This window comes from Pseudomonas lini (genome assembly GCF_030812475.1).
GTDB classification, from domain to species: Bacteria; Pseudomonadota; Gammaproteobacteria; order Pseudomonadales; family Pseudomonadaceae; genus Aquipseudomonas; species Aquipseudomonas lini_A.
The window spans coordinates 18537-42488 of the sequence record NZ_JAUSSR010000007.1; the positions used below are offsets into that span (position 1 = coordinate 18537).

General features: G+C 58.3%; 19 protein-coding genes. 11 read left to right on the forward strand and 8 right to left on the reverse strand.

From position 1 onward, the window contains the following. Positions 1 to 113 precede the first annotated feature (113 nt). From J2W17_RS14545 to J2W17_RS14565, 5 genes are all read right to left on the reverse strand, one after another. Complete coding sequence (locus tag J2W17_RS14545) at positions 114 to 491, reverse strand: response regulator (RefSeq protein WP_307334994.1); 378 nt, start codon at positions 489 to 491, stop codon at positions 114 to 116. A 77-nt stretch (positions 492 to 568) separates the two neighbouring features. Beyond that, on the reverse strand, positions 569 to 1750 hold the full coding sequence (locus tag J2W17_RS14550; RefSeq protein WP_307334996.1) for a hybrid sensor histidine kinase/response regulator: 1182 nt from the start codon (positions 1748 to 1750) through the stop codon (positions 569 to 571). Then, on the reverse strand, positions 1744 to 2337 hold the full coding sequence (locus tag J2W17_RS14555) for a chemotaxis protein CheB (RefSeq protein ID WP_307334998.1): 594 nt from the start codon (positions 2335 to 2337) through the stop codon (positions 1744 to 1746). Before J2W17_RS14555 ends, J2W17_RS14550 begins: the two co-directional genes overlap by 7 nt. Next, complete coding sequence (locus tag J2W17_RS14560; protein ID WP_307335001.1) at positions 2334 to 3167, reverse strand: CheR family methyltransferase; 834 nt, start codon at positions 3165 to 3167, stop codon at positions 2334 to 2336. The genes J2W17_RS14555 and J2W17_RS14560 overlap by 4 nt, the downstream gene beginning before the upstream one ends. Continuing rightward, positions 3167 to 6658: a response regulator gene (locus J2W17_RS14565; protein ID WP_307335003.1), complete on the reverse strand. Its 3492-nt coding sequence runs from the start codon at positions 6656 to 6658 to the stop codon at positions 3167 to 3169. The genes J2W17_RS14560 and J2W17_RS14565 overlap by 1 nt, the downstream gene beginning before the upstream one ends. A gap of 252 nt (positions 6659 to 6910) precedes the next feature. Here J2W17_RS14565 and J2W17_RS14570 point away from each other — a divergent pair, with 252 nt between their 5' ends. The 11 genes from J2W17_RS14570 (at position 6911) to J2W17_RS14620 (ending at position 21591) form a co-directional block, all read left to right on the forward strand. Continuing rightward, a complete protein-coding gene (locus tag J2W17_RS14570; protein WP_307335004.1) occupies positions 6911 to 7270 on the forward strand; it encodes a response regulator in 360 nt (119 codons plus the stop codon). A gap of 238 nt (positions 7271 to 7508) precedes the next feature. After that, positions 7509 to 10469, forward strand: a complete 2961-nt coding sequence (locus J2W17_RS14575) for a hypothetical protein (RefSeq protein ID WP_307335005.1) — start codon at positions 7509 to 7511, stop codon at positions 10467 to 10469. 141 nt (positions 10470 to 10610) lie between these two features. Beyond that, positions 10611 to 11906 (forward strand): glycosyltransferase, encoded by a 1296-nt coding sequence (locus J2W17_RS14580; RefSeq protein ID WP_307335008.1) that lies wholly within the window; start codon positions 10611 to 10613, stop codon positions 11904 to 11906. A 73-nt stretch (positions 11907 to 11979) separates the two neighbouring features. Further along, positions 11980 to 12885, forward strand: a complete 906-nt coding sequence (locus tag J2W17_RS14585) for an AraC family transcriptional regulator (protein WP_307335010.1) — start codon at positions 11980 to 11982, stop codon at positions 12883 to 12885. A gap of 332 nt (positions 12886 to 13217) precedes the next feature. Beyond that, positions 13218 to 14528 carry an ABC transporter substrate-binding protein gene (locus J2W17_RS14590; protein WP_307335012.1) on the forward strand — a complete coding sequence of 437 codons (1311 nt, stop codon included), beginning with the start codon at positions 13218 to 13220 and terminating at the stop codon, positions 14526 to 14528. A gap of 257 nt (positions 14529 to 14785) precedes the next feature. Beyond that, on the forward strand, positions 14786 to 15712 hold the full coding sequence (locus tag J2W17_RS14595; RefSeq protein WP_154851806.1) for a carbohydrate ABC transporter permease: 927 nt from the start codon (positions 14786 to 14788) through the stop codon (positions 15710 to 15712). A 10-nt stretch (positions 15713 to 15722) separates the two neighbouring features. Then, the gene (locus J2W17_RS14600) at positions 15723 to 16553 is read left to right on the forward strand and encodes a carbohydrate ABC transporter permease (protein ID WP_307335015.1); all 831 of its coding nucleotides are present in this window, start codon (positions 15723 to 15725) and stop codon (positions 16551 to 16553) included. Between the two features lie 353 nt (positions 16554 to 16906). Further along, positions 16907 to 18010, forward strand: coding sequence for an ABC transporter ATP-binding protein (locus tag J2W17_RS14605; protein WP_307335017.1), 1104 nt, complete (start codon positions 16907 to 16909; stop codon positions 18008 to 18010). Between the two features lie 16 nt (positions 18011 to 18026). After that, positions 18027 to 19499 (forward strand): mannitol dehydrogenase family protein, encoded by a 1473-nt coding sequence (locus J2W17_RS14610; RefSeq protein WP_307335019.1) that lies wholly within the window; start codon positions 18027 to 18029, stop codon positions 19497 to 19499. Between the two features lie 158 nt (positions 19500 to 19657). Then, positions 19658 to 21154 (forward strand): xylulokinase, encoded by a 1497-nt coding sequence (xylB, locus tag J2W17_RS14615; RefSeq protein ID WP_307335021.1) that lies wholly within the window; start codon positions 19658 to 19660, stop codon positions 21152 to 21154. 164 nt (positions 21155 to 21318) lie between these two features. Further along, a complete protein-coding gene (locus J2W17_RS14620) occupies positions 21319 to 21591 on the forward strand; it encodes a DUF2790 domain-containing protein (protein WP_307335023.1) in 273 nt (90 codons plus the stop codon). A 124-nt stretch (positions 21592 to 21715) separates the two neighbouring features. On the opposite strand, the gene J2W17_RS14625 is transcribed toward J2W17_RS14620, so the two are convergent. From J2W17_RS14625 to J2W17_RS14635, 3 genes are all read right to left on the reverse strand, one after another. Continuing rightward, complete coding sequence (locus J2W17_RS14625; RefSeq protein WP_307335025.1) at positions 21716 to 21985, reverse strand: DUF1652 domain-containing protein; 270 nt, start codon at positions 21983 to 21985, stop codon at positions 21716 to 21718. 417 nt (positions 21986 to 22402) lie between these two features. Further along, entirely contained in the window at positions 22403 to 23554 is a 1152-nt protein-coding gene (locus tag J2W17_RS14630) for a PQQ-dependent sugar dehydrogenase (protein WP_307335027.1), read from the reverse strand. A gap of 50 nt (positions 23555 to 23604) precedes the next feature. Further along, positions 23605 to 23949 carry a hypothetical protein gene (locus J2W17_RS14635; protein ID WP_307335028.1) on the reverse strand — a complete coding sequence of 115 codons (345 nt, stop codon included), beginning with the start codon at positions 23947 to 23949 and terminating at the stop codon, positions 23605 to 23607. Positions 23950 to 23952: the final 3 nt, after the last annotated feature.

Sequence of the window (23952 nt, forward strand, 5' to 3'; positions counted from 1 at the left end):
CCCTGTAGGAGCGAGCTTGCTCCGGGCGGCGTTCCGAAGATGGATTCCAGAGCACCGCGTGTCATCCAGCAAACACGCGCTATCATTAACGACCATCGCGAGCGGGCTCGCTGCTACGAGAGCATCTTCTGCATCAGCTCCTGCAGCACATCCAGGTCGAACGGCTTGCCCAGGATCGGCGCCTTGCGCGTGATCGGGCTGTCGGTCTCGCGTATTTCCTGCGGATAGCCACTGATGAATATCACCTTCAGCTCAGGTCGCAGTTTCACGGCGGGTTCGGCGATCTGTACGCCCGAGATCCCGCCAGGCAAGCGGAAGTCCGTGATCATCATGTCCAGGTGCGGCTTGCTCGCCAGGATTTCGAAGGCCTGCTCACCGTTTTCGGCCTGCAGCACCCGGTAGCCCTCACCCGACAGATAGGCCGATAGCACCATCAATATCGAGGGGTCATCTTCGACGATCAGTACGACGTCTTGTGCATCTTCACTCATGGGTAGCCTTTGTTCGGTCAATAGCTGCTGATACGACCGTGGGGTCGATCAGAGGTTGCGTTTAGCTGGCTGTTTTCCTACAGCGGCAGACAAACGCGAAACAAGGCGCCTTCGCCAATCCGGCTCTGGACGGTAATGGAACCGCCATGGGCGGTCACAATCTGTTCTGAAATAAACAACCCCAGGCCCAACCCGGCGACGGCATGTTTAGCCGTGACCCGCTCGAACTGCTGGAAAATGCGCTTCTGGTTTTCCTCACTAATGCCGATTCCCAGATCCTGCACTTCCACCAGCGCCTGGCCGCTCTCACTGTACACCTTCACGGTGATCGGACTCTTGGCGCCGTACCGTAAAGCGTTCGTCAACAAATTGGAAATGACCTGTTCGATGCGAAACTCGTCCCAGTGGCCCACCACCGGCTGCCCGGCCTGCAAGGTGACGGAGGACTCGGCGGCTTCGATCTGCGGCGCAAAGTTCTGTAACAAATCCCTGACCAGCGCCGACAAATCGAAACGCGTCGGCCGGATCGACAGCTTGCCGGTGCGAATTCGCGACACATCCAGCATATCTTCGATCAGGCGGATCAGGCTTTTGATCTGCCGTTCGTCGCGATCGACCATTGCGTGCATCTTTTCCAGGGTAAACGCCGCTGCATTATCCCGGGCCAGGTGCATCTTGCGCAGCTGGGTTTCAAGTATCAGGCCATTGAGCGGCGTGCGGACTTCGTGAGCGACGATCGACATGAAATCATCGCGCATGCGTATCGCCTGTTGCAGTTCGAGCTGGGTGCGCTGCAACTGCTCGAGCAATGCCGCCTGTTCGCGCCGGCTTTGTTCCAGCGCTTCGACCTGTTGTTTCATCGCTTTGCTCTGGCGGAACAGATCGACGAATACATTGACCTTGCTCTTGACCGCGTGGATATCCAAGGGCTTGTAGAGGAAGTCCACCGCACCGCTTTCGTAGCCCTTGAATGCGTAATTGAGCTCGCGACCGCCAGCGCTGACAAATACGATCGGAATGTTTCGTGTCTTTTCGGTGCCACGCATCAGCTCCGCCAGTTCGAAACCATTCATGCCGGGCATCTGCACGTCGAGAATGGCCATGGCGAATTCGTGCTGCAGCAGCAGGGACAAGGCTTCGTCAGCCGACAAGGCTTTATAGACGATACGGTCTTCACGCTTGATCAACGCTTCGAGCGCCAACAGGTTTTCCGGCAAATCGTCGACGATCAGCAGTTTGGCTTGGATGTTACTTAGCATGCTATTCGTTCCAGCTCGACAAGCAGACGGCCGATGCCGCGCAGGGGAAGGATGTGGTCTGGCGCAAGGATATCCAGCGCGGCCAGGGGCATGGTCGCGACCTGGGCCTCGTCCGGATCCTGCACGATGGTCAGACCGCCACGCTGCTTGACCTGGGCCAGGCCACGCGCGCCGTCGCGATTGGCGCCGGTCAGCAACACCGCAGCCAGCGCCGGGCCATACGCATCGGCAGCCGACTCGAACAGGTAATCGATGGCGGGACGCGAATAATGCACGCGGTCCTCCAGGCTCAAGGAAAAGCTACGGTCCTGCTCTACCGACAAGTGATACCCAGGCCCGGCGAAATACAGGGTTCCGGCTTCGATCCACGTCTTGTCGCGGGCCTCCAGCACCGGTAGGGACACTCTTCGCGCAAAGACTTCGGCAAGTTGACTGCGACCTGCTTCAGGCAGGTGCAGCACTACAATGATTGGCAGGACGAAGCCTTTGCGCAGCGGGCCGAGGAGCCTGAGCAACGCCTCCACGCCGCCCGCCGAGGCGCCGATCACAATCGCTTCCATACACGGCAATTCCTTTGCACTGTTCATGATTTGCGGTAAATCCGTTCTTGTTTGATCAGGGGCTCGAACTGGTTGCCGTACGCAGAGAAATCCGGGGTCTCCTTGCTACCCAGCACCAGGAATCCTCGGTGGCAAAGGGAGTCGTGGAACAAACCAAAAGCGCGATCCTGCAATTTTTTATTAAAATAAATCAATACGTTACGACATGAAATTAATTGGGTTTCTGAAAACACACTGTCCGTCGCCAGACTGTGGTCGGCGAAGGTCACGTTGTCACATAGCGTCTTGTCGAAAATGGCGTACCCATAGGCGGCGGTGTAGTAGTCGGCAAACGACTGCTGGCCACCTGCCTGCTGGTAGTTGCGAGTGTAGGCGCGGACATTCTCCATGGAGAAAATCCCTTGCTTGGCTTTGTCCAGCGAACGCGGATTGATGTCGGTGGCGTAGATGATGGTGCGATCCAGCAACCCCTCTTCGCGCAGCAGAATCGCCATCGAATAGACTTCTTCGCCGGTGCTGCAACCGGCGATCCAGATCTTGATGGAAGGATAGGTCTTGAGCAACGGCACCACTTCCTGGCGGATGGCGAGGAAATGCGAGGGGTCGCGAAACATTTCACTGACAGGAATCGTCAGCGATTGCAGCAATTGCATGAACGCTGTCGGATCGTGGAGCACCTTCTCTTGCAACGCCGAAATGGTGGTGCACTCGAACTGGGTCAACGCGTGGTTGACGCGACGTTTGATCGACGCGCCGGAATAATCGCGAAAATCATAGCTGTACTTGAGGTAAATCGCCTCGATCAGCAAGCGCAATTCGATTTCGCTGTTTCGCTCCCCTGGATAAATGCTTTCCACTAAATGCGTTCCATCTTCGGCAGCCACACGCGAATCAGCGAGAACAGGCGATCCAGGTCAATGGGCTTGGCCAGGTAATCATTGGAGCCGGCCTGCAGGCAGCGCTCCTGATCATCCTTCATGGCCTTGGCCGTCACCGCAATGATCGGCAACTTGCGCCAGCGCGGATCTTTGCGGATCAGGCTGGTGGCTTCGAAACCATCCATCTCCGGCATCATCACATCCATCAACACCAGATCGATGTCCTCGATTTCATTCAAACGTTCAATCGCCTCGCGGCCGTTGCGACCAATGACCACGACCGCCCCCTTGTGCTCCAGCGCACTGGTCAGGGCGAAGATGTTGCGCACATCGTCGTCCACCAGCAGCACTTTACGGCCCTCGAAGACCTTGTCGCGGCTGCGCGCGGTCTTGAGCATCCGCTGCCGTTCATGGGACAACCCGGATTCGACTTTGTGCAGAAAGAGTGTGACCTCATCCAGCAGACGCTCGGGCGAGCGCGCTCCCTTGATGATGATCGAGCGCGAATACTTGCGCAGTTCGGCTTCCTCGTCCCGGGTCAGGTTGCGTCCGGTGTAGACGATCACCGGCGGGAACGAGCAGATATCCTCGGTGGACATGCGCTTGAGCAGATCGTTGCCGAGCATGTCCGGCAGCTTCAGGTCGATGATCATGCAGTCGAAAACAGTCGTGCGCAGCAGGTTCAGTGCTTCCTGAGCCAGGCCCACGGCGGTGATCTCGATGTCATCATCCCCGATCAGCCGGGCAATGCTGTCCCGTTGCACATCGTCGTCTTCAACCAGCAGCACACGCTTGACTTTCTGGGTCAGCTTGGCTTCGAGGCGTGCGAACACGTCCTTGAGTTCTTCGCGGGTGGTCGGCTTGACCGCATACCCGATGGCGCCCATGTGCATGGCGGCTTCGACGCGATCTTCCACAGAGATGACGTGCACCGGAATGTGTCGGGTCTGCGCGTGTTCCTTCAGTCGCTGCAAGACGGTCAATCCGGAATGATCCGGCAGGCGCATGTCCAGCAGGATGGCGTCCGGGATGAACTCCCTGGCCAGGTCGTAGCCTTCGTCGGCCCCGTGGGCCACCAGGCACTGATATCCCAGCTCATGGGCCAGGTCGTAGAGAATATGCGCAAAGTTGGGCTCATCCTCCACCACCAGGATGCACCGTGTGGCGAATGGCGCCTTTGCGCGATCGTCGTCGAAACGCGGGATGTCGACTGCAGCGATCAGCGGCACTGGCGTCGTTGGCGCGACTCTCGGGCTCATGGCCACCGGTGAGGCCGTCATCGGCTCGACCGGTTCATCCCCCGGTTCAACGTACTGCCGTGGCAAGACCAGGGTAAACACACTGCCCTGCCCTGGCTCACTGGCAACACTAATGGAACCGCCAAGCAATGCCGCCAGGTCACGGGAAATCGACAGGCCCAGGCCGGTGCCGCCGTAACGGCGGTTAGTGGTGCCATCAGCCTGGCGGAAGGCTTCGAAAATACTGTCCTGCTGATCCGCCGCGATGCCAATCCCGGAGTCGCGAACGATAAAGGCGATCCCGTCGCCAGGCTGGTCGGCCACTGTCAGGCTGACCGAACCTTTTTCAGTGAATTTCACCGCGTTGGAGAGCAGGTTCTTGATGACCTGCTCCAGGCGCTGGCGGTCGGTATAGATCATTAACGGCGCGTCCTGCTGCAACTCGACCTGCAGCTCCAGCTGCTTGTTTGCAGCCAACGGCTGGAACATCTCGCGCAATCCCTCCACCAGGCGCGCGACGCTGGTGTTCTCCGGACGCACCTCGAGCTTGCCGGCCTCGACCTTGGAGATGTCGAGAATGTCGTTGATCAGGTTGAGCAAGTCATTGCCGGCGGAGTAGATCGACTCGGCGAACTTGACCTGCTCGGCGCTGAGGTTTTGCTGAGGGTTTTCCGCCAGCAGCTTGGCCAGGATCAATGAGCTGTTCAGCGGCGTGCGCAACTCATGGGACATGTTGGCGAGGAATTCGGACTTGTACTTGCTCGAACGCTGCAGCTCTTCGGCGCGCTCTTCGAGCTGGATCTGCACCTGATTGAGCTTGGTGTTCTTCTGGTCCATGGCGTCGCGCTGATCGGCCAGGATCTGCGCCTGATCGGCGAGTTGCTCATTGGTCTGTTCAAGCTCGACCTGCTGGGTTTCCAGGTGCGCCTGGGACTCCTTGAGAATCCGCGATTGCTCTTCCAGCTCTTCGTTGGCGGTCTTGAGTTCTTCCTGCTGAACCTGCAGCTCTTCGTTGAGCTGCTGGGTTTCGGCCAGCACTTCCTGCAGACGCTGGCGATAGCGTGCCGCTTCGATCGACGTACCGATGTTGCTGGCAATCACTTCAAGCAATTCGACATCGCGCTCGTCGACAGGTCGCAGAAAACCCAGCTCGATCACCCCGTTGATCCGGTCATCGTCACTGGTCGGCACCACCAGCACGCTATGGGGCAAGCCTTCGCCGAGGCCGGAGCTGACCTTGAAGTAGTCACTCGGTACGTTGTCAAGGCGGATCAAGCGAGCCTGTTGCACGACCTGGCCGACAATGCCTTCGCCGCTGTGGATCTGTTGGTCAAGCGCTTCCTGTTCCCGGGAAAAACCATAAGAGGCAACGCGCTTGAGACCGCCGTGTTCTTCACGGATATAAATAGCCGCCACCGCCGTACCGAGGTACTGCGCGCAAAACTGCAGAATGTTACGCCCGAGCACATTGAGTGACAGCTGCCCCAGCACTTGTTCGGCCAGTTCGGTCTGGCCGTTGCGCAGCCAGGCCTGCTGTTCCAGGCGGCGGGCGCTGGCCTGTTGCGCGGCGAGGTTGGCACTGTAGCTTTGTGAAAGATTGAGCAGATCCCGGCGGCCGATGTAGGCCAACAATGCGCTGATACCGGCAATGAACACCAGATAAAGGCCGATGCTCCAGATGGTAGTGCGGCGCACGTCCTCGTTACGCGAGGTGCGCAACTGCTGTTCCATGTCGATCACATCTTCGAATTGTTTGCGGATCTCGTCGGTCAGGCGTTTGCCCCGCCCGGCCTGGACCGCGCCGCGATAGTCGCCGCGGGCGCGCTGCAAATCGATCATTGTTGTGGCGTAAGCGGCCCATTCATCCTGCAAAGCCTGCAGCCGGTGCAGGCGGTCGGTCTGCACCGGGTTATCCGCCGTCAGTTCGAGCAAGGTTCCCAAGACGACCGCGATTCGCGGCTTCGCCGTTTCGTAGGGTTCGAGAAACTGCTCGTCGCCGGTGAGCAAGAAGCCGCGCATCCCGGTTTCCAGATCGACGGTCAGTTTTATCGATTCATTGGCATTATTGATCACCCGGTCGGTATGTTCGACCCACTGGATCACCGACAGCAGATAAGCGATCAGGGAAGCGAAGAACACGGCACTGAGTACGCCGACACCCAACGGCAGACTCACGTTGCGGCTCAGGAGTTTACGAAAACGTTGCTCGTCAACCGAAGACGCGGAGGTCATGGGGAAGCCTTGTCGATCTGTTGAAAACCAGGGAGTTTGCCCCAAAACCGCTACCGCGATCCAACTTTCCGACAGGTTTTCGCGCAAAATCCTACATTCAGCTGCTTGCGGCGCAAAGGAGCGGTTATCCTAGCCAGCTATCCTTTTTTCATCAGTGCCGGGAACTTGTCGGGATCCGTCACTTACTCATGTTAGAGCCCGGCAGTTTCGATCGACCGGCCACCGCCCTTTCAACCTTTGAGAACCCTTACTATGTCCTCTGATGCGTCCATCATCCTTGTCGTCGAAGACGACGCCATCGTCCGCATGCTGATCGTCGATGTGCTGGAGGAACTGGAGTTCAAGGTGCTCGAGGCCGATGGCAGCGAACAGGCACTGGAATTTCTCAACGACGAAGATCAGCACATCGACCTGATGATGACCGACGTCGGCCTGCCGGTGATGGATGGCCGCGAACTGGCCACGCAGGCGCGGATGTTGCGTCCTGAACTGCCAGTCCTGTTCGCCAGCGGTTATGCAGAAAGCATCCAGGTGCCGGAAGGGATGCAGGTGATTGGCAAGCCGTTCTCCATCGACCAGCTGCGCGACAAGGTCAAGAGCATGCTTAGCTGATCCAGTAATGCAGATTCTTACTATTGGATTATCCTGAAAACCAGTCGTTATAACTGACACCGTAACTGTCAGGCTTTAACGACCGGTGTCTGCACGAAATAAAAAGCACAACATATCGACTATTCCGTCAATGATAATTGGCCTTACACTGTATCCAACCCCATACACATCACATTGAGCAAAGGCCTCTTCGCTGGCTTACCTACGCCTGTCGCCCCATCAAAAAAAGGACTTATTGATGAACACCCTCCCCTATGATTACCGTAAACCCTCCACTGTCGAAAATTTGAAATTCGATATTGATACACTGACAATAAGCAATAAGGCAGAAAAACAATCCATCATCGACGCGCTGAAAACAGAGCTATCACCTCTCCCCGACCCCAACATCGAATTCAAACTCTCCCATTTCTTATGCGCAGCCACCCATGAAAGTTCATTGAAACTGGCACTGCGCGCGGGCCAGTCAAAATTGAATGATCTATTGAACAGCGAGGAATTCCGAAGCTTGAATGATCTGTCCTCGCTTCCCGACACCGCCCTTTACGTATGCGACTCAAACAAAAACATGGAGGTGTTTGTTGCTGATACGTCAATCCATATCGACGACCTTCTCAAGGACAATGAAATCCTTAGCCGACATCTGGACGAACTCGGCGAATACGCCGGCAGAGCAGGCGGATTCATATACAATTCCGATGATTTTAACGTCGAGCAATGGTTGCGGTTCTATGAGTACCCGATTCCTTCCTCGGCAAAGCAGCTTGCAAACCTCATCGCGTTTTTAAGCAAGGAACATCCTGGATTGTCAGGGACTGGACACTACAACGAAATACTTAAAAATCCGGAAAATTATCCTACCGCGCTTTCCCTGGCCCAGCGCGAGGAAATTCAGAAGGTGACAAAGACGTTCGGGGCATCAGGCCGAGGCCAGTTACTGAACCGTCTGTTCGAACAAATAGTTGTCGCAACCGTCGACTCCTTTAGAATCGCCCCCCACCAGTGCGTAACCGTTCTACTGGAGAGTCCTATAGGCAAAATCTGGGCGAAGGGGTATCTGGCGGCTTTAGGGTGGTATGGAACCCGTTCAGATGAAGCGCCGTCGCAGGATGACCTCAATCAACTCCTCATGGCCGCTATCGTGCTTAATATCGATCCGTCAATGGGGGCAGATGGAAGCACAGGTCGGGTGCTGGACTACGAACTTTACGACCCGGTCAATGGGGAGTGCCACCCCACTCAAGTTTTGCGAAGGCTGGAACAGCACCTTGTCGACAGCAAGAACATCGACTCAAGAGTTGCCCCGCTGGCCGCCTACATACTGACCGCCGACACCGCGCCGGAATATGTTGTGAAAAACATCCCGGAAAACATGACCATCAGCTCCCCTGCATGGTTACTCCACAGTTTTACCGTGGCCAAAATAGAAATCATTTCTCCTGGCGCGTCCCGTGCGATGACTTACGAACAGGTGCAATCTTATGCCGAGCTGGAGCCCTTCAATGACGAGCTCGAGCAATTATTCGGGCTTACGGTGATCACGCAAATACTGAATTGGGGCGCCGTAAACCGTCTGATTACCCCTAATGCTGCCGGAGAATACACCGCCGATGACCTGAGCAAGGCAGAGTCTCGTTACGCAGAGTACACCGAGGCCCTGGAACAATGCAGCAACGCGATGAATACAGCCTACCCTACGCGAAACGAAGTGGCCTTGAAAGAATTGATAAGGGTGATGCCTGAGGGCGATTACCTGACAGAAAAAAAACATATTCACAACGATCTACCGTTGGATAAAACAATATCCATCCATGAGCTATTCATGTCTGGAGATTTGCAAGACGGTAGCGGCAACAGGCTTTCGTTCTTCGTAGACAGCCACGAGGCACCGCAAGTATTGGAGCAAATCAAGCCTTACATCTCCAGGCTACGCAATGCCCAAGAACTGTATAAAGAAACATTCAGCCATTTTTACCAGCAACTACAGCTCGCAACAGCCACCGCGTTAAAACTCGCGCTGTCTAAAATGCCTGAAAAAGATCGAAATCGGCTGGCGTACGGGACGCTTTCTTTTTATACCGTACGCAAAAAGTTTTCCGATCACGCGACCCAGGAAACGCAACGACAAAGGGACAAATACAGGGGGCGTTATGGCGTGATCATCTGCTCCAAATACGAGTCGAAACGGTACTATTATGAACTGTTCACGTTGCGCGCCGAATGCGAAAGACGCGAAGACCTGCGTAATGTATTCGAGAAAACTGCCATCGAATATTTCGACCCCACGGAAGACGCTGACAAGGACCAGAAGCAATGGCAGACCCAGGCTATTGAATGGCCTTTGGATATCAATGCATACGTCAACGGTACAAAACCCGACAAGAATGCAAGCCATAAATTGGTTGTGGAGAAATTATGGGAATCCTCCGAATCAGAGAGTCGCAGCCCGACCGCCATAAGCGGACTTCAAATGTTCTTTTCCGAAAAAACAAACGACACGGTCAACAAACTGCTAGCTTATTTTCCGCCCACCAAATATGAAGAACTCTATGATATAGGTTTCGGAATGACCGCCACCGAGGCGGCGAGAAAGAACCGCAAGGATAATCAAGAGTTGATTCTCAACTTGGTTATCCCGTTCAAGGCTTGCATTGAAGACTTGACCTCGGGTGATCCGGGCCGAAAAGCAGCCGGCGCTTTCGGATGCGCACTGGATGCGCTGGCAGTCGTGGGCGCCGTAGCGGGCGTCGCGTCAAAATTTGCGAGTGCTGCGTTCAAAACCGGCAGTTTTCTTACAAAAACCATCAGGCTGCTCAGGGTCACCGGCAAGTTCGCCTTGAGTTTGGTCAACCCATTGGACGGTGTCCCAAGCCTCCTGAAAAAAGGTGGAAAGCTCACCGAAAAAGGGGTGTTGCTCATCACCCGTCAAGGTGCCAAGACCTCCCATAAGGCGGCCCGACAACTTCGCGCGCTCAATGGAACATTCGATTTGTATCGCGCGGCAAAATCCCTGAATTGCGTAGATATGAAGTTAGCGCGCCTTAAGGGTATTGGCGAACTGTCCCAGGCCACCGACGTACTGATCCTCAGAAGGGGAAACGATTGGTTCCAGCTCAAGCTCAACGCGTGCGAGGCGCGAGGGGGAAAGATAACGCGTTACAAAGACATGACCGGTAGCGGAGCGCTTGAACAGCTGTAATCTGAATTGATTGGCAGTGCCAGCGGGCGGCGAAAACGAAGGGCTCGCCGCTCGCAACCCCAGCGATGGAAATCCTGTTGGCGGACTGTGCTTAAATGCGCCCGTTTTTCCTCCGTCTTCTTCTCGCTCAAAGGACCCCCCATGAGCCAGCTCCGCACGACCAGCGTCCTGGTCATTGGTTACGTCTGGCCCGAACCGCGCTCTTCAGCCGCGGGTGGGCACATGATGCAAATCCTCGAAACCTTTCTGGAGCAAGGCTGGGACATCACCTTCAGCAGCCCGGCCGGCACTGGCGAACACCGGGCAGACCTGACGGCGCTCGGCATCCGTGAAGTGCCGATCGAATTGAACAACAGCAGTTTTGACACATTCATCAGCCAATTGGCCCCGGATGTGGTGTTGTTCGATCGATTCATGATGGAAGAACAATTCGGTTGGCGTGTTGAACGACACTGTCCCGATGCCTTGCGCATACTGGAGACTTCCGATCTGCAAAGCCTGCGCGATGCCCGCCACCAACGCCTCAAGGAGCGCTTGAAGGCCAGTGACGATGTCCATGATTTCAGCGACCTGTTCGCCCCGGCACTGCGGGCGGAATTTGAGTTCATGGCCGAGACCGACCTGGCTAAACGGGAGATCGCGGCGATCTATCGTTGTGACTTGAACCTGATGATTTCCGACGTGGAAATCGAGTTGCTGGTCGAACAATTCAAGGTGCCGCGCAACCTGCTGCACGGGTGCCCACTGATGGTCGATCTGCCGAGCGCGCCGCCCTCGATCTTCGAGGATCGGGCGCACTTTCTCAGCATCGGCAACTTCCGCCATGCGCCAAACTGGGACGCGGTGCTCTGGATGAAAACCACCCTGTGGCCGCTGATCCGCGAGCAACTGCCAGGTGCGCAGTTGCACATCTACGGCGCTTATACACCGCCCAAGGCCACTGCGTTGCACAATGCGGCCCAGGGGTTTCATGTGATGAACTGGGCAGAAGATGCCTTGCAAGTGATGGCGGCGGCGCGAGTGTGCCTGGCACCGTTGCGATTCGGGGCGGGCATCAAAGGAAAGCTCGTTGACGCGATGCTCTGCGGGACGCCGAATGTCACTACGCCGATTGGCGCAGAAGCCATGCACGGCAAGGAACCCTGGCCAGGGGCTGTCGCCCTGACGGCCCAGGCATTCGCCGATAACGCCGTGCAACTCTATAACGACAAGACCCGCTGGTTGAACGCACAAGCGCAGGGATTGCAACTGCTGGCCAGTCGTTACCAGCGCAGCTGTCATGGCCCTGCATTGATCGCCCGAATCAATGAATGCCGCCTGCATCTCTCGTCCATCAGGAGGGATAACTTCACCGGCAGCATGCTGCGCCATCATCAGCACAAGAGCACTCAGTACATGTCGCAATGGATTGAAGCGAAGAACCGCCTGATCACTTGATGAACCACCGGGTAGCATTAACCGGCTGGAACGAGGCATGATCAGCGGGCGACAACAATAAAAGCGCATTGACATGACCCGGACTGCCAGAGTTACCGACCCTTCCTATGAGCTGATGGATGACCACAACGGGTTGTCCATCATCTATCGCCAGCATGGCTTTCCCTGCCCCCTGGTGCGTTGGCATTTCCACAAGGAATACGAACTGCACCTGATCGTCGCCAGCTCCGGCAAGGTGTTCATCGGCGACTACATCGGCAACTTCTATCCCGAATCCCTGTTCCTCACCGGGCCCAACCTGCCCCACAACTGGATCAGCCAGGTCGCCGAAGACGAAGTCGTGCCCAAGCGCGACATGCTGGTCAACTTTACCGACGAGCTGTTCGACAGCGGCCATCTGGTGTTCGCTGAGCTCAAGACCCTGATACCGCTGCTGGAGCGTGCGCAGTACGGCATCGAATTCCGCTGCCAACGCACCATCCGCCAGGCGATGGGCCTGATGCAGCGTATCGCCGATTCGACGGGGGTGACCCGGCTCGGGCACTTTTTCATTCTGTTGGAACTGTTGGCCTCCTGCGACGATTACCAGACACTCTCCGGTGCCACGACGCCGCAGTTGGCCGACGAACACAACATCGATCGCACCAACCGGGCCGTGGATTATATCTTCGCCCACTACGCCCGGGATCTGTCGCTGGAGGAAGTGGCCGAGCACCTGGGCATGAAGCCGACCTACTTCAGCCGGGTGTTCAAACAAGCCACCGGGCGGTGCTTCATCGAATTCGTCAATCGCCTGCGCATCAGCAAATCCTGCGAGCTATTGGCCGATGGCGACAAACCGGTGACCGATGTGTGTTTCGAGTCGGGTTTCAACAATATTTCCAATTTCAATCGGCGGTTTCAGCAGTTGAAGGGCATGACACCGTCGCACTACCGCAAGTTGGCGGTGCAGCGGTTGACCGAGCAGAATCTCGGTTGACGGTTTTGGTCATGCGGTGATTTTTAGATCGCCTCGGCTTGGGCGAGTCCATCCAATTACAGGGGTTTCGCAAATACCCTGTAGGAGCTGGCTTGCCAGCGAAGAGGCCCTAAAAACCTGTACAAATTCCAAGGCATTTAGCCTTAGCAACGCCCTCCCCTGCGCCTTTCCCCTCCAGCACCAGTGCAAAATAGTATCAATTGAAGTGTGACCGATGATTTGTCACGCCATCGATTGAACGTTGTAATCAGTGCACATTCTTCCTCCCTTCGGAAGACACAAAAACAATAACTGTCCTTCTGCAACCCGCCGGTGCAGAAAAGGAGTGCACGATGCAACCTTCTGCAAAAGCTCTGCTAGCCCTCACCTGCATGACCCTCAGCAGCGTCAGCCTCGGTGCCCAGACCCTGACCATCGCCACCGTCAACAACAGCGACATGATCCGCATGCAAAAACTCTCGAAAACCTTCGAGGCCGAACATCCGGACATCAAGCTCAATTGGGTGGTACTGGAAGAAAATGTCCTGCGCCAGCGCCTGACCACCGACATCGCCACCCAGGGTGGCCAGTTCGATGTGCTGACCATCGGCATGTACGAAGCCGCACTCTGGGGCGCCAAGGGTTGGCTGGAGCCGATGAAGGACTTGCCGGCCAGCTACGCCCTCGACGATGTATTTCCTTCGGTGCGTGAAGGCCTCTCGGTCAATGGCTCGCTGTATGCCCTGCCGTTCTATGCCGAAAGCTCCATCACCTATTACCGCACCGACTTGTTCAAGGACGCCGGGTTGACCATGCCCGAACGCCCGACCTGGACCCAGATCGGCGAATTCGCCGGCAAGCTCACCAACAAGGATAAAGAACAATACGGCATTTGCCTGCGTGGCAAGGCCGGCTGGGGCGAAAACATGGCGTTGATCAGCACCGTCGCCAATGCCTATGGTGCGCGCTGGTTCGATGAGCAGTGGAAGCCGGAATTCACCGGAGCGCAATGGAAGAACGCGCTGAATTTCTACGTCGACACCATGAAAAAATCCGGCCCGCCGGGAGCTTCGAGTAACGGTTTCAACGAAAACCTGGCGCTGTTCAACAGCGGCAAATGCGCGATCTGGGTCGATGCCAGCGTGGCGGGCTCCTTTGTCACCGACAAGACCCAGAGCAAAGTCAGTGAACAGGTCGGCTTCACCTACGCCCCGCACGAAACCACCGACAAGGGCTCGGCCTGGATGTATTCCTGGGCACTGGCGATCCCGACCAGCTCCAAGGCCAAGGACGCAGCGAAAACCTTCAGCGCCTGGGCCACTTCCAAGGAGTACGGGGCGTTGGTCGCAGAAAAAGACGGCATTGCCAACGTGCCGCCAGGCACCCGGGCCTCGACCTACAGCGAGGCCTATCTGCAGGCCGCGCCATTCGCCAAGGTGACGCTGGAATCGCTGAAAGCAGCGGACCCGAGCAAGCCGAGCGCCAAACCGGTGCCGTACATCGGTATTCAGTTAGTGACCATTCCTGAATTCCAGGCCGTGGGCACCCAGGTCGGCAAATTGTTCTCGGCGGCGCTGATCGGTCAGACCACGGTCGACCAGGCGCTGACCGCCGCCCAGTCAACCACCGAACGTGAAATGAAGCGCGCCGGTTATCCCAAATAACCCCCCTCCTGCAGGAGCGAGACCGGCTTGCCGGCGATGATGTGTCAGGCACATCGGTGTCGACTGACACACCATCGCGGCGGTGCGGCGATCCGACAAGCCACGCTCCAACAGACTTAACGCAATCCATGTGGGGGCGAGCTTGCTCGCGATGGAGTGTCAGGTACATCGGTGTCGACTGACACACCATCGCCGGCAAGCCGGTCTCGCTCCCACAGTTCGATCTTCACAGCCCTGCATTAATCGGTGCTATCGCCATGACGACTTCAACTGCCAAAGCTCACATCGACCTACCCCAACCCCTGCGCAAAAGCCGCCTGGCCAACCCCGGCTGGTTCCTGGTCAGCCCCTCGGTGGCGCTGTTGCTGCTGTGGATGATCGTGCCGCTGGGCATGACCCTGTACTTTTCGCTGATCCGCTACAACCTGCTCTACCCCGGAGAAAACCAGTTCGTCGGCCTGGAAAACTTCAGCTACTTCCTCAGTGATTCGGGGTTCATGCCCGGCGCCACCAACACCCTGTTGCTGGTCGGCAGCGTGCTGCTGATCAGCGTGGTGTTCGGCGTGTTGATCAGCGCGTTGCTGGAGGCCAGCGAGTTTCTCGGCCGCGGCCTGGTGCGGGTGCTGCTGATCTCGCCGTTTTTCATCATGCCCACCGTTGGCGCGCTGATCTGGAAGAACCTGATTTTCCACCCGGTGTCGGGGATTCTCGCCTACGTCTGGAAACTGTTCGGTGCGCAGCCGGTGGACTGGCTGGCACATTACCCGCTGCTGTCGATCATCATCATCGTCTCCTGGCAATGGCTGCCGTTTGCGATCCTGATCCTGATGACCGCCATGCAGTCCCTCGACCAGGAGCAGAAGGAGGCCGCGCGCCTCGATGGCGCCGGGCCCATCGCGATCTTCTGGCACCTGACCCTGCCGCACCTGGCCCGGCCGATCGCGGTGGTGGTGATGATCGAAACCATCTTCCTGCTCTCGGTGTTCGCCGAAATCTTCACCACCACCAACGGCGGCCCCGGCTACGCCTCGACCAACCTCGCCTACCTGATCTACAACCAGGCGCTGGTGCAGTTCGACGTCGGCATGGCGTCCGCCGGCGGCCTGATCGCGGTGCTGATCGCCAACATCGCGGCCATCGTCCTGGTGCGGATGATCGGCAAAAACCTGACCGACAAAGCCTGAGGCCATTGCCATGACCCTTCAACAATCCCGTCGCCTGCAAAGCCTGCTGCTGGGCACCCTGGCCTGGGCCATCGCGATCCTGATCTTCTTCCCGATCTTCTGGATGGTGCTGACCAGCTTCAAGAGCGAAATCGACGCGTTCGCCACGCCGCCGCAGTTCCTCTTCACCCCGACCCTGGAGAACTACCTGCACATCAACGAGCGCAGCGATTACTTCAGTTTCGCCTGGAACTCGGTGGTGATTTCCTTCAGCGCCACGGCCTTATGCCTGCTGATCGCGGTGCCGGCCGCCTACTCCATGGCGTTCTACGAAACCCAGCGCACCAAGGGCACGCTGCTGTGGATGCTCTCGACCAAGATGCTGCCGCCGGTGGGCGTGCTGATGCCGATCTACCTGCTGGCCAAGAGTTTCGGCCTGCTCGATACGCGCATCGCCCTGATCGTGATCTACACCCTGATCAACCTGCCAATCGTGGTCTGGATGATTTACACCTACTTCAAGGACATCCCCAAGGACATCCTCGAAGCCGCCCGCCTGGATGGCGCCACCCTGTGGCAGGAAATGGTGCGGGTGCTGCTGCCGATCGCCAAGGGCGGCCTGGCGTCCACGGTGTTGCTGTCGCTGATCCTGTGCTGGAACGAAGCTTTCTGGTCGCTGAACCTGACCTCGTCCCAGGCCGCCCCGCTGACCGCGCTGATCGCCTCCTACTCCAGCCCCGAAGGGCTGTTCTGGGCCAAGTTGTCGGCGGTCTCGACCCTGGCCTGCGCGCCGATCCTGATCTTCGGCTGGATCAGCCAGAAACAACTGGTGCGCGGCCTGTCGTTTGGGGCGGTGAAATGAATCTGGCCGGCCCAACCCCATCCCCTGTGGGAGATGTCCCCCCTGTGGGAGCGAGCTTGCTCGCGGTGGACGTGAACGATGACGCGTAGTGCCTGGAACAACGCGCCCCCTGTAGGAGCTGGCTTGCCAGCGAAGGGGCCCGCCAATTTTGCATCAATTTCAAGGCCGACTTCGCTGGCAAGCCAGCTCCTACAAAAAGCGGTGTCCGCCAATTTTGCATCGGTTTCAAGGCCGCCTTCGCTGGCAAGCCAGCTCCTACAAAAAAGCGGTGTCCGCCAATTTTGCATCAATTCCAAGGCCGCCTTCGCCAGCAAGCCGGCTCCTGCGATAACAACAATCGGAGGCCCATCACCATGGCCAACCTGAAAATCAAGAACCTGCAAAAAGGCTTCGAAGGCTTTTCCATCATCAAGGGCATCGACCTGGAAGTGCGCGACAAGGAATTCGTGGTCTTCGTCGGTCCCTCGGGGTGCGGCAAGTCCACCCTGCTGCGGCTGATCGCCGGCCTGGAAGAAGTCAGCGGCGGCACCATCGAACTCGACGGCCGCGACATCACCGAAGTCAGCCCGGCCAAGCGCGACCTGGCCATGGTGTTCCAGACCTACGCCCTGTACCCGCACATGAGCGTGCGCAAAAACATGTCGTTCGCCCTCGACCTGGCCGGCGTGCCCAAGGCCGAGGTCGAGAACAAGGTCAACGACGCCGCACGCATCCTCGAACTCGGACCGATGCTCGAGCGCAAGCCCAAGCAGCTCTCCGGCGGCCAGCGCCAGCGTGTGGCCATCGGCCGGGCGATCGTGCGCAATCCGAAAATCTTCCTGTTCGACGAACCGCTGTCCAACCTCGACGCCGCCCTGCGGGTGCAGATGCGCCTGGAACTGTCGCGGCTGCACAAGGAACTGCAGGCGACCATGATCTACGTGACCCACGACCAGGTCGAAGCCATGACCCTGGCCGACAAGGTCGTGGTATTGAATGGCGGCAGGGTCGAACAGGTCGGCTCGCCGCTGGAGCTCTATCACCAGCCTGCCAACCTGTTCGTCGCCGGCTTTCTCGGCACGCCGAGGATGGGCTTCCTCAAGGGCAAGGTCACCCGCGTCGAACGCCAGAGCTGCGAAGTGCTGCTGGACGCCGGCACCCGCATCACCTTGCCGTTGAGCGGCGCCACCCTGAGCGTCGGGGGCGCCGTGACCCTGGGCATCCGCCCGGAACACCTCGAGCTCGCGCAACCGGGCGACTGCAGCCTGCAGGTCACCGCCGACGTCAGCGAGCGCCTGGGCAGCGACACCTTCTGCCACGTCGTGACCGCATCCGGCGAGCCCCTGACCCTGCGCGTGCGCGGCGACCTGGCCAGCCGCTACGGCGAAACCCTGAGCCTGCACCTGGATGCCGGACATTGCCATTTATTCGATGCCGACGGCGTGGCGCTGACCCGTCCGTTGCGCGCTGCCGCTTGAATTCAGAGAGCCTGAGATGAAACTGAATAAACAGAACCTGCATCACCTCGCCCCCGAGGTTGTCCTGCCCGCCTACACCCTGAGCGACACCCGCCAGGGCATCGCGCACATCGGCGTCGGCGGCTTCCACCGTGCGCACCAGGCATATTACACCGACGCCTTGATGAACACCGGCAAGGACCTGGATTGGGCGATTTGCGGCGTCGGCCTGCGCGCCGAAGACCGTCGCGCCCGGGATGACCTGAAGGCGCAGGATTACCTGTTCACCCTGCTCGAGTTGGGCGACACCGACGACACCGAAGTCCGGGTGATCGGCGCGATCCGCGACATGCTGCTGGCCGAAGACGGCGCCCAGGCACTGATCGACAAACTGGCGAGCCCCGAGATTCGCATAGTCTCGCTGACCATCACCGAAGGCGGCTACTGCATCGACGACAGCAACGGCGAATTCATGGCCCATTTGCCGCAGATCCAACATGACCTGGCGAATCCGGACGCACCGAAAACCGTGTTCGGCTTTCTCTTCGCGGCCCTGGCCAAACGCCGTGCTGCCGGCACGCCGGCATTCACCTTGATGTCCTGCGATAACCTGCCGCACAACGGCGCGGTCACCCGCAAGGCGCTCCTGGCTTTCGCCGCCCTGCGCGATGTCGGCCTGCGCGACTGGATCGCCGGTAACGTCAGTTTTCCCAACGCTATGGTCGACCGCATCACGCCGATGACCAGCACCGAACATCGCCTGCAACTGGCCGACAAGCACGCCGTCGATGATGCCTGGCCGGTGGTTTGCGAACCCTTTGCGCAATGGGTGCTGGAAGACAAGTTCGTCAATGGGCGCCCGGCCTGGGAACAGGTCGGCGTGCAGTTCACCGACGACGTCACGCCTTACGAAGACATGAAAATCAAACTGCTCAATGGCAGCCACCTGGCCCTGACATATCTGGGGTTCCTGAAGGGGTACCGCTTCGTTGACGAGACCATGAACGACCCGCTGTTTGTACGCTACCTGCGCGCGTACATGGATCTGGACGTGACGCCACAGCTGGCGTCCGTGCCGGGCATCGACCTGAGCGAATACAAGAGCACCCTGATCGAACGCTTCTCAAATCAGGCAATTGCCGATCAGCTGGAGCGCGTGTGCTCGGATGGTTCATCGAAGTTTCCCAAGTTCACTGTGCCGACGATCAACCGGTTGATTGCCGATGGTCGCGAGATGACGCGTGCGGCGTTGGTGGTGGCGGCCTGGGCGTTGTACTTGAAGGGGGTGGATGAGCATGGCAAGACGTACTCGATTCCCGATCCGCGGGCGGCGTTTTGTCAGGCATTGGTGGCCGATGATGCGCTGATTACCCAACGGTTGTTGGCGGTCGAGGAGATCTTTGGTACGGCGATACCTCGTTCGCCGGATTTTGTGGCGGCGTTCGAGTGGTGCTGCAACAGTTTGCGGGAGGTGGGTGTGACGCGGACGCTGGAGAGGGTTCTGGCGTAAGTACAGTGGTGAATGTGCTGCCGCCTTCGCGAGCAGGCCCGCTCCCACATTAGTTTGCTGGCGTCCACAACATTTGGGGCCACCTCAGAACCAGTGTGGGAGCGGGCTTGCTCGCGAATGGCTTCACCGAGATCGACCAGACACACCAAGGATCCTCCATGGCAAACCAACAACTCTTCCTCGGCATCGACTGTGGCACCCAAGGCACCAAGGCCCTCATCCTTGACGCGCAGAGCGGCGAGGTTCTCGGCCAGGGTGCCGCCGCACACACCTTGATCAGCGGCGCCAATGGCCGGCGCGAGCAGGACACCTCGCAATGGCTGGAAGCATTCACTTCGGCAACTCGCCAAGCGCTGATCGCGGCCAACGTCGACGGCCAGAACATCCTCGGCATCGGCGTCTCCGGCCAACAACACGGCCTGGTCCTGCTCGATGATCAAGGCCAGGTACTGCGCCCGGCCAAGCTCTGGTGCGACACCGAATCGACCCCGGAAAACGATCTCCTGCTGGCCCATCTGGGCGGCGAAAGCGGCTCGCTGGAACGCCTCGGCGTGGTCATCGCACCGGGTTACACGGTATCAAAGCTGCTCTGGACCAAAGAACAGTATCCGGAAGCGTTTTCCCGCATCGCCCGCATCCTGCTGCCCCACGACTACCTCAACTATTGGCTCACCGGCCGCAGCTGCAGCGAGTATGGCGATGCTTCGGGCACCGGCTATTTCAATGTTCGCACCCGCCAGTGGGACTTGCAGCTGCTGCGCGACATCGACCCCACCGGCCGCCTGCAAGCCGCGTTGCCGGAGCTGATCGACGCCCACCAGGCCGTTGGCACCCTCCTGCCGCACATCGCCCAACACCTGGGTATCAACCCCCGGGCATGGGTGTCCAGCGGCGGTGGCGACAACATGATGGGTGCCATCGGCACCGGCAACATCAAGCCCGGCGCCATCACCATGAGCCTCGGTTCCTCGGGCACGGTTTACGCCTATGCCGACCAGCCGAAGGTCAGTCCGGACGCCTCGGTCGCGACCTTCTGTTCGTCGAGCGGTGGCTGGCTGCCGCTGATCTGCACCATGAACCTGACCAATGCCACCGGGGTGATCCGCGAGTTGTTCGAGCTGGACATCCCGCGCTTCAACGAACGCGTCGCGCAAGCGCCGATCGGTGCCGAAGGCGTGTGCATGCTGCCGTTTCTCAACGGCGAACGGGTGCCTGCCCTGCCCCATGCCACGGGTAGCCTGCTGGGGCTGACCATGACCAACCTGACCCAGCCCAACCTGTGTCGCGCCGTGGTAGAGGGCGCGACCTTCGGCTTGCGGTATGGACTGGACCTGTTGCGCGGCAATGGCCTGCAAAGCCGCAGCATCTGCCTGATCGGCGGCGGCTCGAAAAGCGCGGTGTGGCGGCAGATGGTCGCGGACATCATGAACACGCCAGTGATCTGCACCGGGCAAAGCGAAGCCGCGGCGCTGGGCGCTGCGATTCAGGCGGCGTGGTGCTGGTACTGGGCAAACGGCCATGAATACAGCCTGGCGGACTTGTGCGAGCGCTGCGTGAAGTTCGATCCGGCCAGCGTAACCCTGCCGATTGCAGACAATGTGGCGGCCAGCCAGCAGGCCTACGAACGCTATCGACAGCTTGTCGCAACCCTTTAAAGAGAAGGAAACCGCCGACAGGTGGCATTCAGCCGGCTTAACCATCTCTTAACGCTGCGGTCCAAAGCTTTACTGGACCGCACGCCCGCAGATCTCTCTGACGCCCAGTGCGGCAGGTTCGACCCTACGTCGAGCTGACTTTTCGCCTGCACTGGAGATCGTTCATGAACACGCGCACATTGCTGTCGACAGCCGCCCTCGCCTACACCGCCTTTGCCGGTATCGCCCAGGCCGACGATACCTCCTCGACCCAAGTCCAGGCTCCTGCGTATCACTACGGGATGCCATTGCACATAGCGAAGGTCATCTCATTGACCGAACCCACGACCGTGTATTGCGAAGTCATTACTGCTGAAATGAAATACATCGACACCTCAGGCCAGCCTGCACAAATCACTTATCGAAAACTGTCCGATGCTTGCAGCATGCAAAGCTGACCGGGCAGCCGGACGTTTTCGGCGAATGGCTCGATCGCCATACCGGTCCGGGCATGCTTGCTTGTGGTTGAACTGGCGTCGGGGCTGGCTATTCTCCAGACCCGGCGCGCCTTAAAGCCGTGGGTTAAAGCGCTTTCTTGTCAGGATGCAGCGTCTGGACATCGGCCCTTTTTTGCATATCAACCCGCAATTCGGCTATCAATTCATTGATTTCCCTGCAGCCGTTAAGATGTTTGGCATCTATACCGGTCTTTATCAGATCGAGTTGATCGGTTTGACGATCGGAATACACTTTTATGGTCATCGACAGGTCCGGTGTCAGCGTACATTGACAGCGTTTCGGAAGAAAACTGCTTTCAATGATGTTTCGAAGTTCCAAGGCAGAAAGAAACATTACGACCCTCTCCTTAATATGAGAATGCCAATCAAACATCCACGTCGATCAGTACCTATCCCCCGCTCATATTCCTTGCGGGCTTTATCAGGTCTTCATCTGACCGTTTTGGTATCGCCGCTGACTTCAATGAAAAGCCGGTCAGCTCAAGGCCAGCTAGAGCATAAAACATGCCGGGAATTTCGCCGTGCAGCTCATCGGTTAATTCAATGACATAGCGGCTCTGCCAGCAGGCCTTTTCATGCAAAATGCAATAAAGACCGACGGCGGCCCTGCATTTTGCAAGATTCACGGCAGGAAAAATGTAACGACGTTGACTCAGTATCCGCCGACCCCACCCACACGCAAGACCACAAAACGGGTTCTTTGACCCATATCAATACCGTCCGGCTGAATGTGATCGGCAGGCAATCGGCTTTACTTCAGGCCGACCTTGTACAGCACCCCGTCATCCTCATCGGTCAACACATATAAATAGCCGTCCGGCCCCTGCCGCACGTCACGAATGCGCTTGTTTAGTTCACCCATCAACCGTTCTTCGTGAACCACCCTGTCGCCGTCGAACTGCAAGCGAATCAGCTCTTGAGTGACCAGCGCGCCTATAAAGACATTGTGTTGCCAGGCTTCGAAGCGGTCAGCGTCGTAGAACGCCATACCGCTCAAACCTGGAGATTTTTCCCAGACGTGGTGTGGCGCGACGGTGCCTTCGGCGGTCTTGCCCTTGGCTTCCGGAATCGGCTGGCCGGAATAGTTGATGCCATGGGTTGCCAGCGGCCAGCCATGATTCTTGCCACGCTCGATAATGTTGATCTCGTCGCCACCCCGTGGGCCGTGCTCGTTTTCCCAGAGGACGCCGGTCCAGGGGTTGAGCGCCGCGCCTTGTGGATTGCGCTGGCCATAGGACCAGATCTCCGGGCGCACGCCGCTCTGACCGACAAAGGGGTTGTCGTCCGGTACCTTGCCGTCGGGATAGATCCGCACGACCTTGCCCTGCAGCTTGTCGAGGTCCTGGGCCGTCGGCCGGTCGTTGTTCTCACCGAGAGTGATGAACAGATAACCGTCGCGGTCGAACACCAGGCGCGATCCAAAGTGGTTGCCCACCGACAGTTTGGGCTCTTGGCGGAAGATCACCGTGAAATTGTTGATTGTCTTCAGGTCTTGCGACAATTGTCCGCGGCCGACCGCTGTTCCGGCCTTGTCGCCCTTTCCACCGCCTTCGGCGTATGACAGGTAGACCGTACGGTCTTGCTTGAAGTCGGGCGACAGCACCACATCGAGCAAGCCGCCCTGCCCCTTGGCCCAGACCTTCGGCACGCCGTCGAGCGGTGCCGACAGTTTGCCGTCAGCGCTGACCAGCCTCAGGCTGCCGGGGCGTTCAGTCACCAGCATGCCCTGGCGATCGGGGAGAAACGCCAAAGCCCACGGGTGATCCAGGCCCTCGACGATCGGAGTGACTTCGAGGATGCCCTGTTCACTTTTCAGTTCTTGAATGGGCGCGGCATACGCAGGTGCGGTCGCAGTGATCAAGGTGCTGGCACAGAGTGTGGCCAGGAAGGTTTTACGCAACATGCACGATTCCTTTTGTCGTCAGATTGGCTGGCAGATTTGTGTCTTGCCGTTCAACGGTTGTTGGTGCCTGCATCTCGAGGAGGCGGATTGGGTATGAATTCAGGGGGGCTGGCCGGAACCGATCGGTCCTGGGGATAGCGGTTGCCAATGCCGCCGTTGTCCAGGGTCGGTGGCCGCGGTACTGGTACGGTGTTTGGCCCGCGAATGATCGGAGCGCCAGGTTGGGTGCCCTGCATGCTGTTGGGGTTGGCCCGGCGAATCGGGCTGTTGTAGGGATTCGATGAATTGCCCGTCGGGCTCTGGGCCAACAACATTGATGAATTATCTGCCTGGGCCGGATGGCTCAGCACACCACTCAATGCCAATGCGGTGATGCCAAGCATTAGTCGATTCATCGG

Coding starts and splice junctions, on each gene's coding strand:
- J2W17_RS14545 (WP_307334994.1), bottom strand. CDS start 491: ATGAGTGAAGATGCACAAGACGTCGTACTGATCGTCGAAGATGACCCC.
- J2W17_RS14550 (WP_307334996.1), bottom strand. CDS start 1,750: ATGCTAAGTAACATCCAAGCCAAACTGCTGATCGTCGACGATTTGCCG.
- J2W17_RS14555 (WP_307334998.1), bottom strand. CDS start 2,337: ATGAACAGTGCAAAGGAATTGCCGTGTATGGAAGCGATTGTGATCGGC.
- J2W17_RS14565 (WP_307335003.1), bottom strand. CDS start 6,658: ATGACCTCCGCGTCTTCGGTTGACGAGCAACGTTTTCGTAAACTCCTG.
- J2W17_RS14570 (WP_307335004.1), top strand. CDS start 6,911: ATGTCCTCTGATGCGTCCATCATCCTTGTCGTCGAAGACGACGCCATC.
- J2W17_RS14575 (WP_307335005.1), top strand. CDS start 7,509: ATGAACACCCTCCCCTATGATTACCGTAAACCCTCCACTGTCGAAAAT.
- J2W17_RS14580 (WP_307335008.1), top strand. CDS start 10,611: ATGAGCCAGCTCCGCACGACCAGCGTCCTGGTCATTGGTTACGTCTGG.
- J2W17_RS14585 (WP_307335010.1), top strand. CDS start 11,980: ATGACCCGGACTGCCAGAGTTACCGACCCTTCCTATGAGCTGATGGAT.
- J2W17_RS14590 (WP_307335012.1), top strand. CDS start 13,218: ATGCAACCTTCTGCAAAAGCTCTGCTAGCCCTCACCTGCATGACCCTC.
- J2W17_RS14595 (WP_154851806.1), top strand. CDS start 14,786: ATGACGACTTCAACTGCCAAAGCTCACATCGACCTACCCCAACCCCTG.
- J2W17_RS14600 (WP_307335015.1), top strand. CDS start 15,723: ATGACCCTTCAACAATCCCGTCGCCTGCAAAGCCTGCTGCTGGGCACC.
- J2W17_RS14605 (WP_307335017.1), top strand. CDS start 16,907: ATGGCCAACCTGAAAATCAAGAACCTGCAAAAAGGCTTCGAAGGCTTT.
- J2W17_RS14610 (WP_307335019.1), top strand. CDS start 18,027: ATGAAACTGAATAAACAGAACCTGCATCACCTCGCCCCCGAGGTTGTC.
- xylB (WP_307335021.1), top strand. CDS start 19,658: ATGGCAAACCAACAACTCTTCCTCGGCATCGACTGTGGCACCCAAGGC.
- J2W17_RS14620 (WP_307335023.1), top strand. CDS start 21,319: ATGAACACGCGCACATTGCTGTCGACAGCCGCCCTCGCCTACACCGCC.
- J2W17_RS14625 (WP_307335025.1), bottom strand. CDS start 21,985: ATGTTTCTTTCTGCCTTGGAACTTCGAAACATCATTGAAAGCAGTTTT.
- J2W17_RS14630 (WP_307335027.1), bottom strand. CDS start 23,554: ATGTTGCGTAAAACCTTCCTGGCCACACTCTGTGCCAGCACCTTGATC.
- J2W17_RS14635 (WP_307335028.1), bottom strand. CDS start 23,949: ATGAATCGACTAATGCTTGGCATCACCGCATTGGCATTGAGTGGTGTG.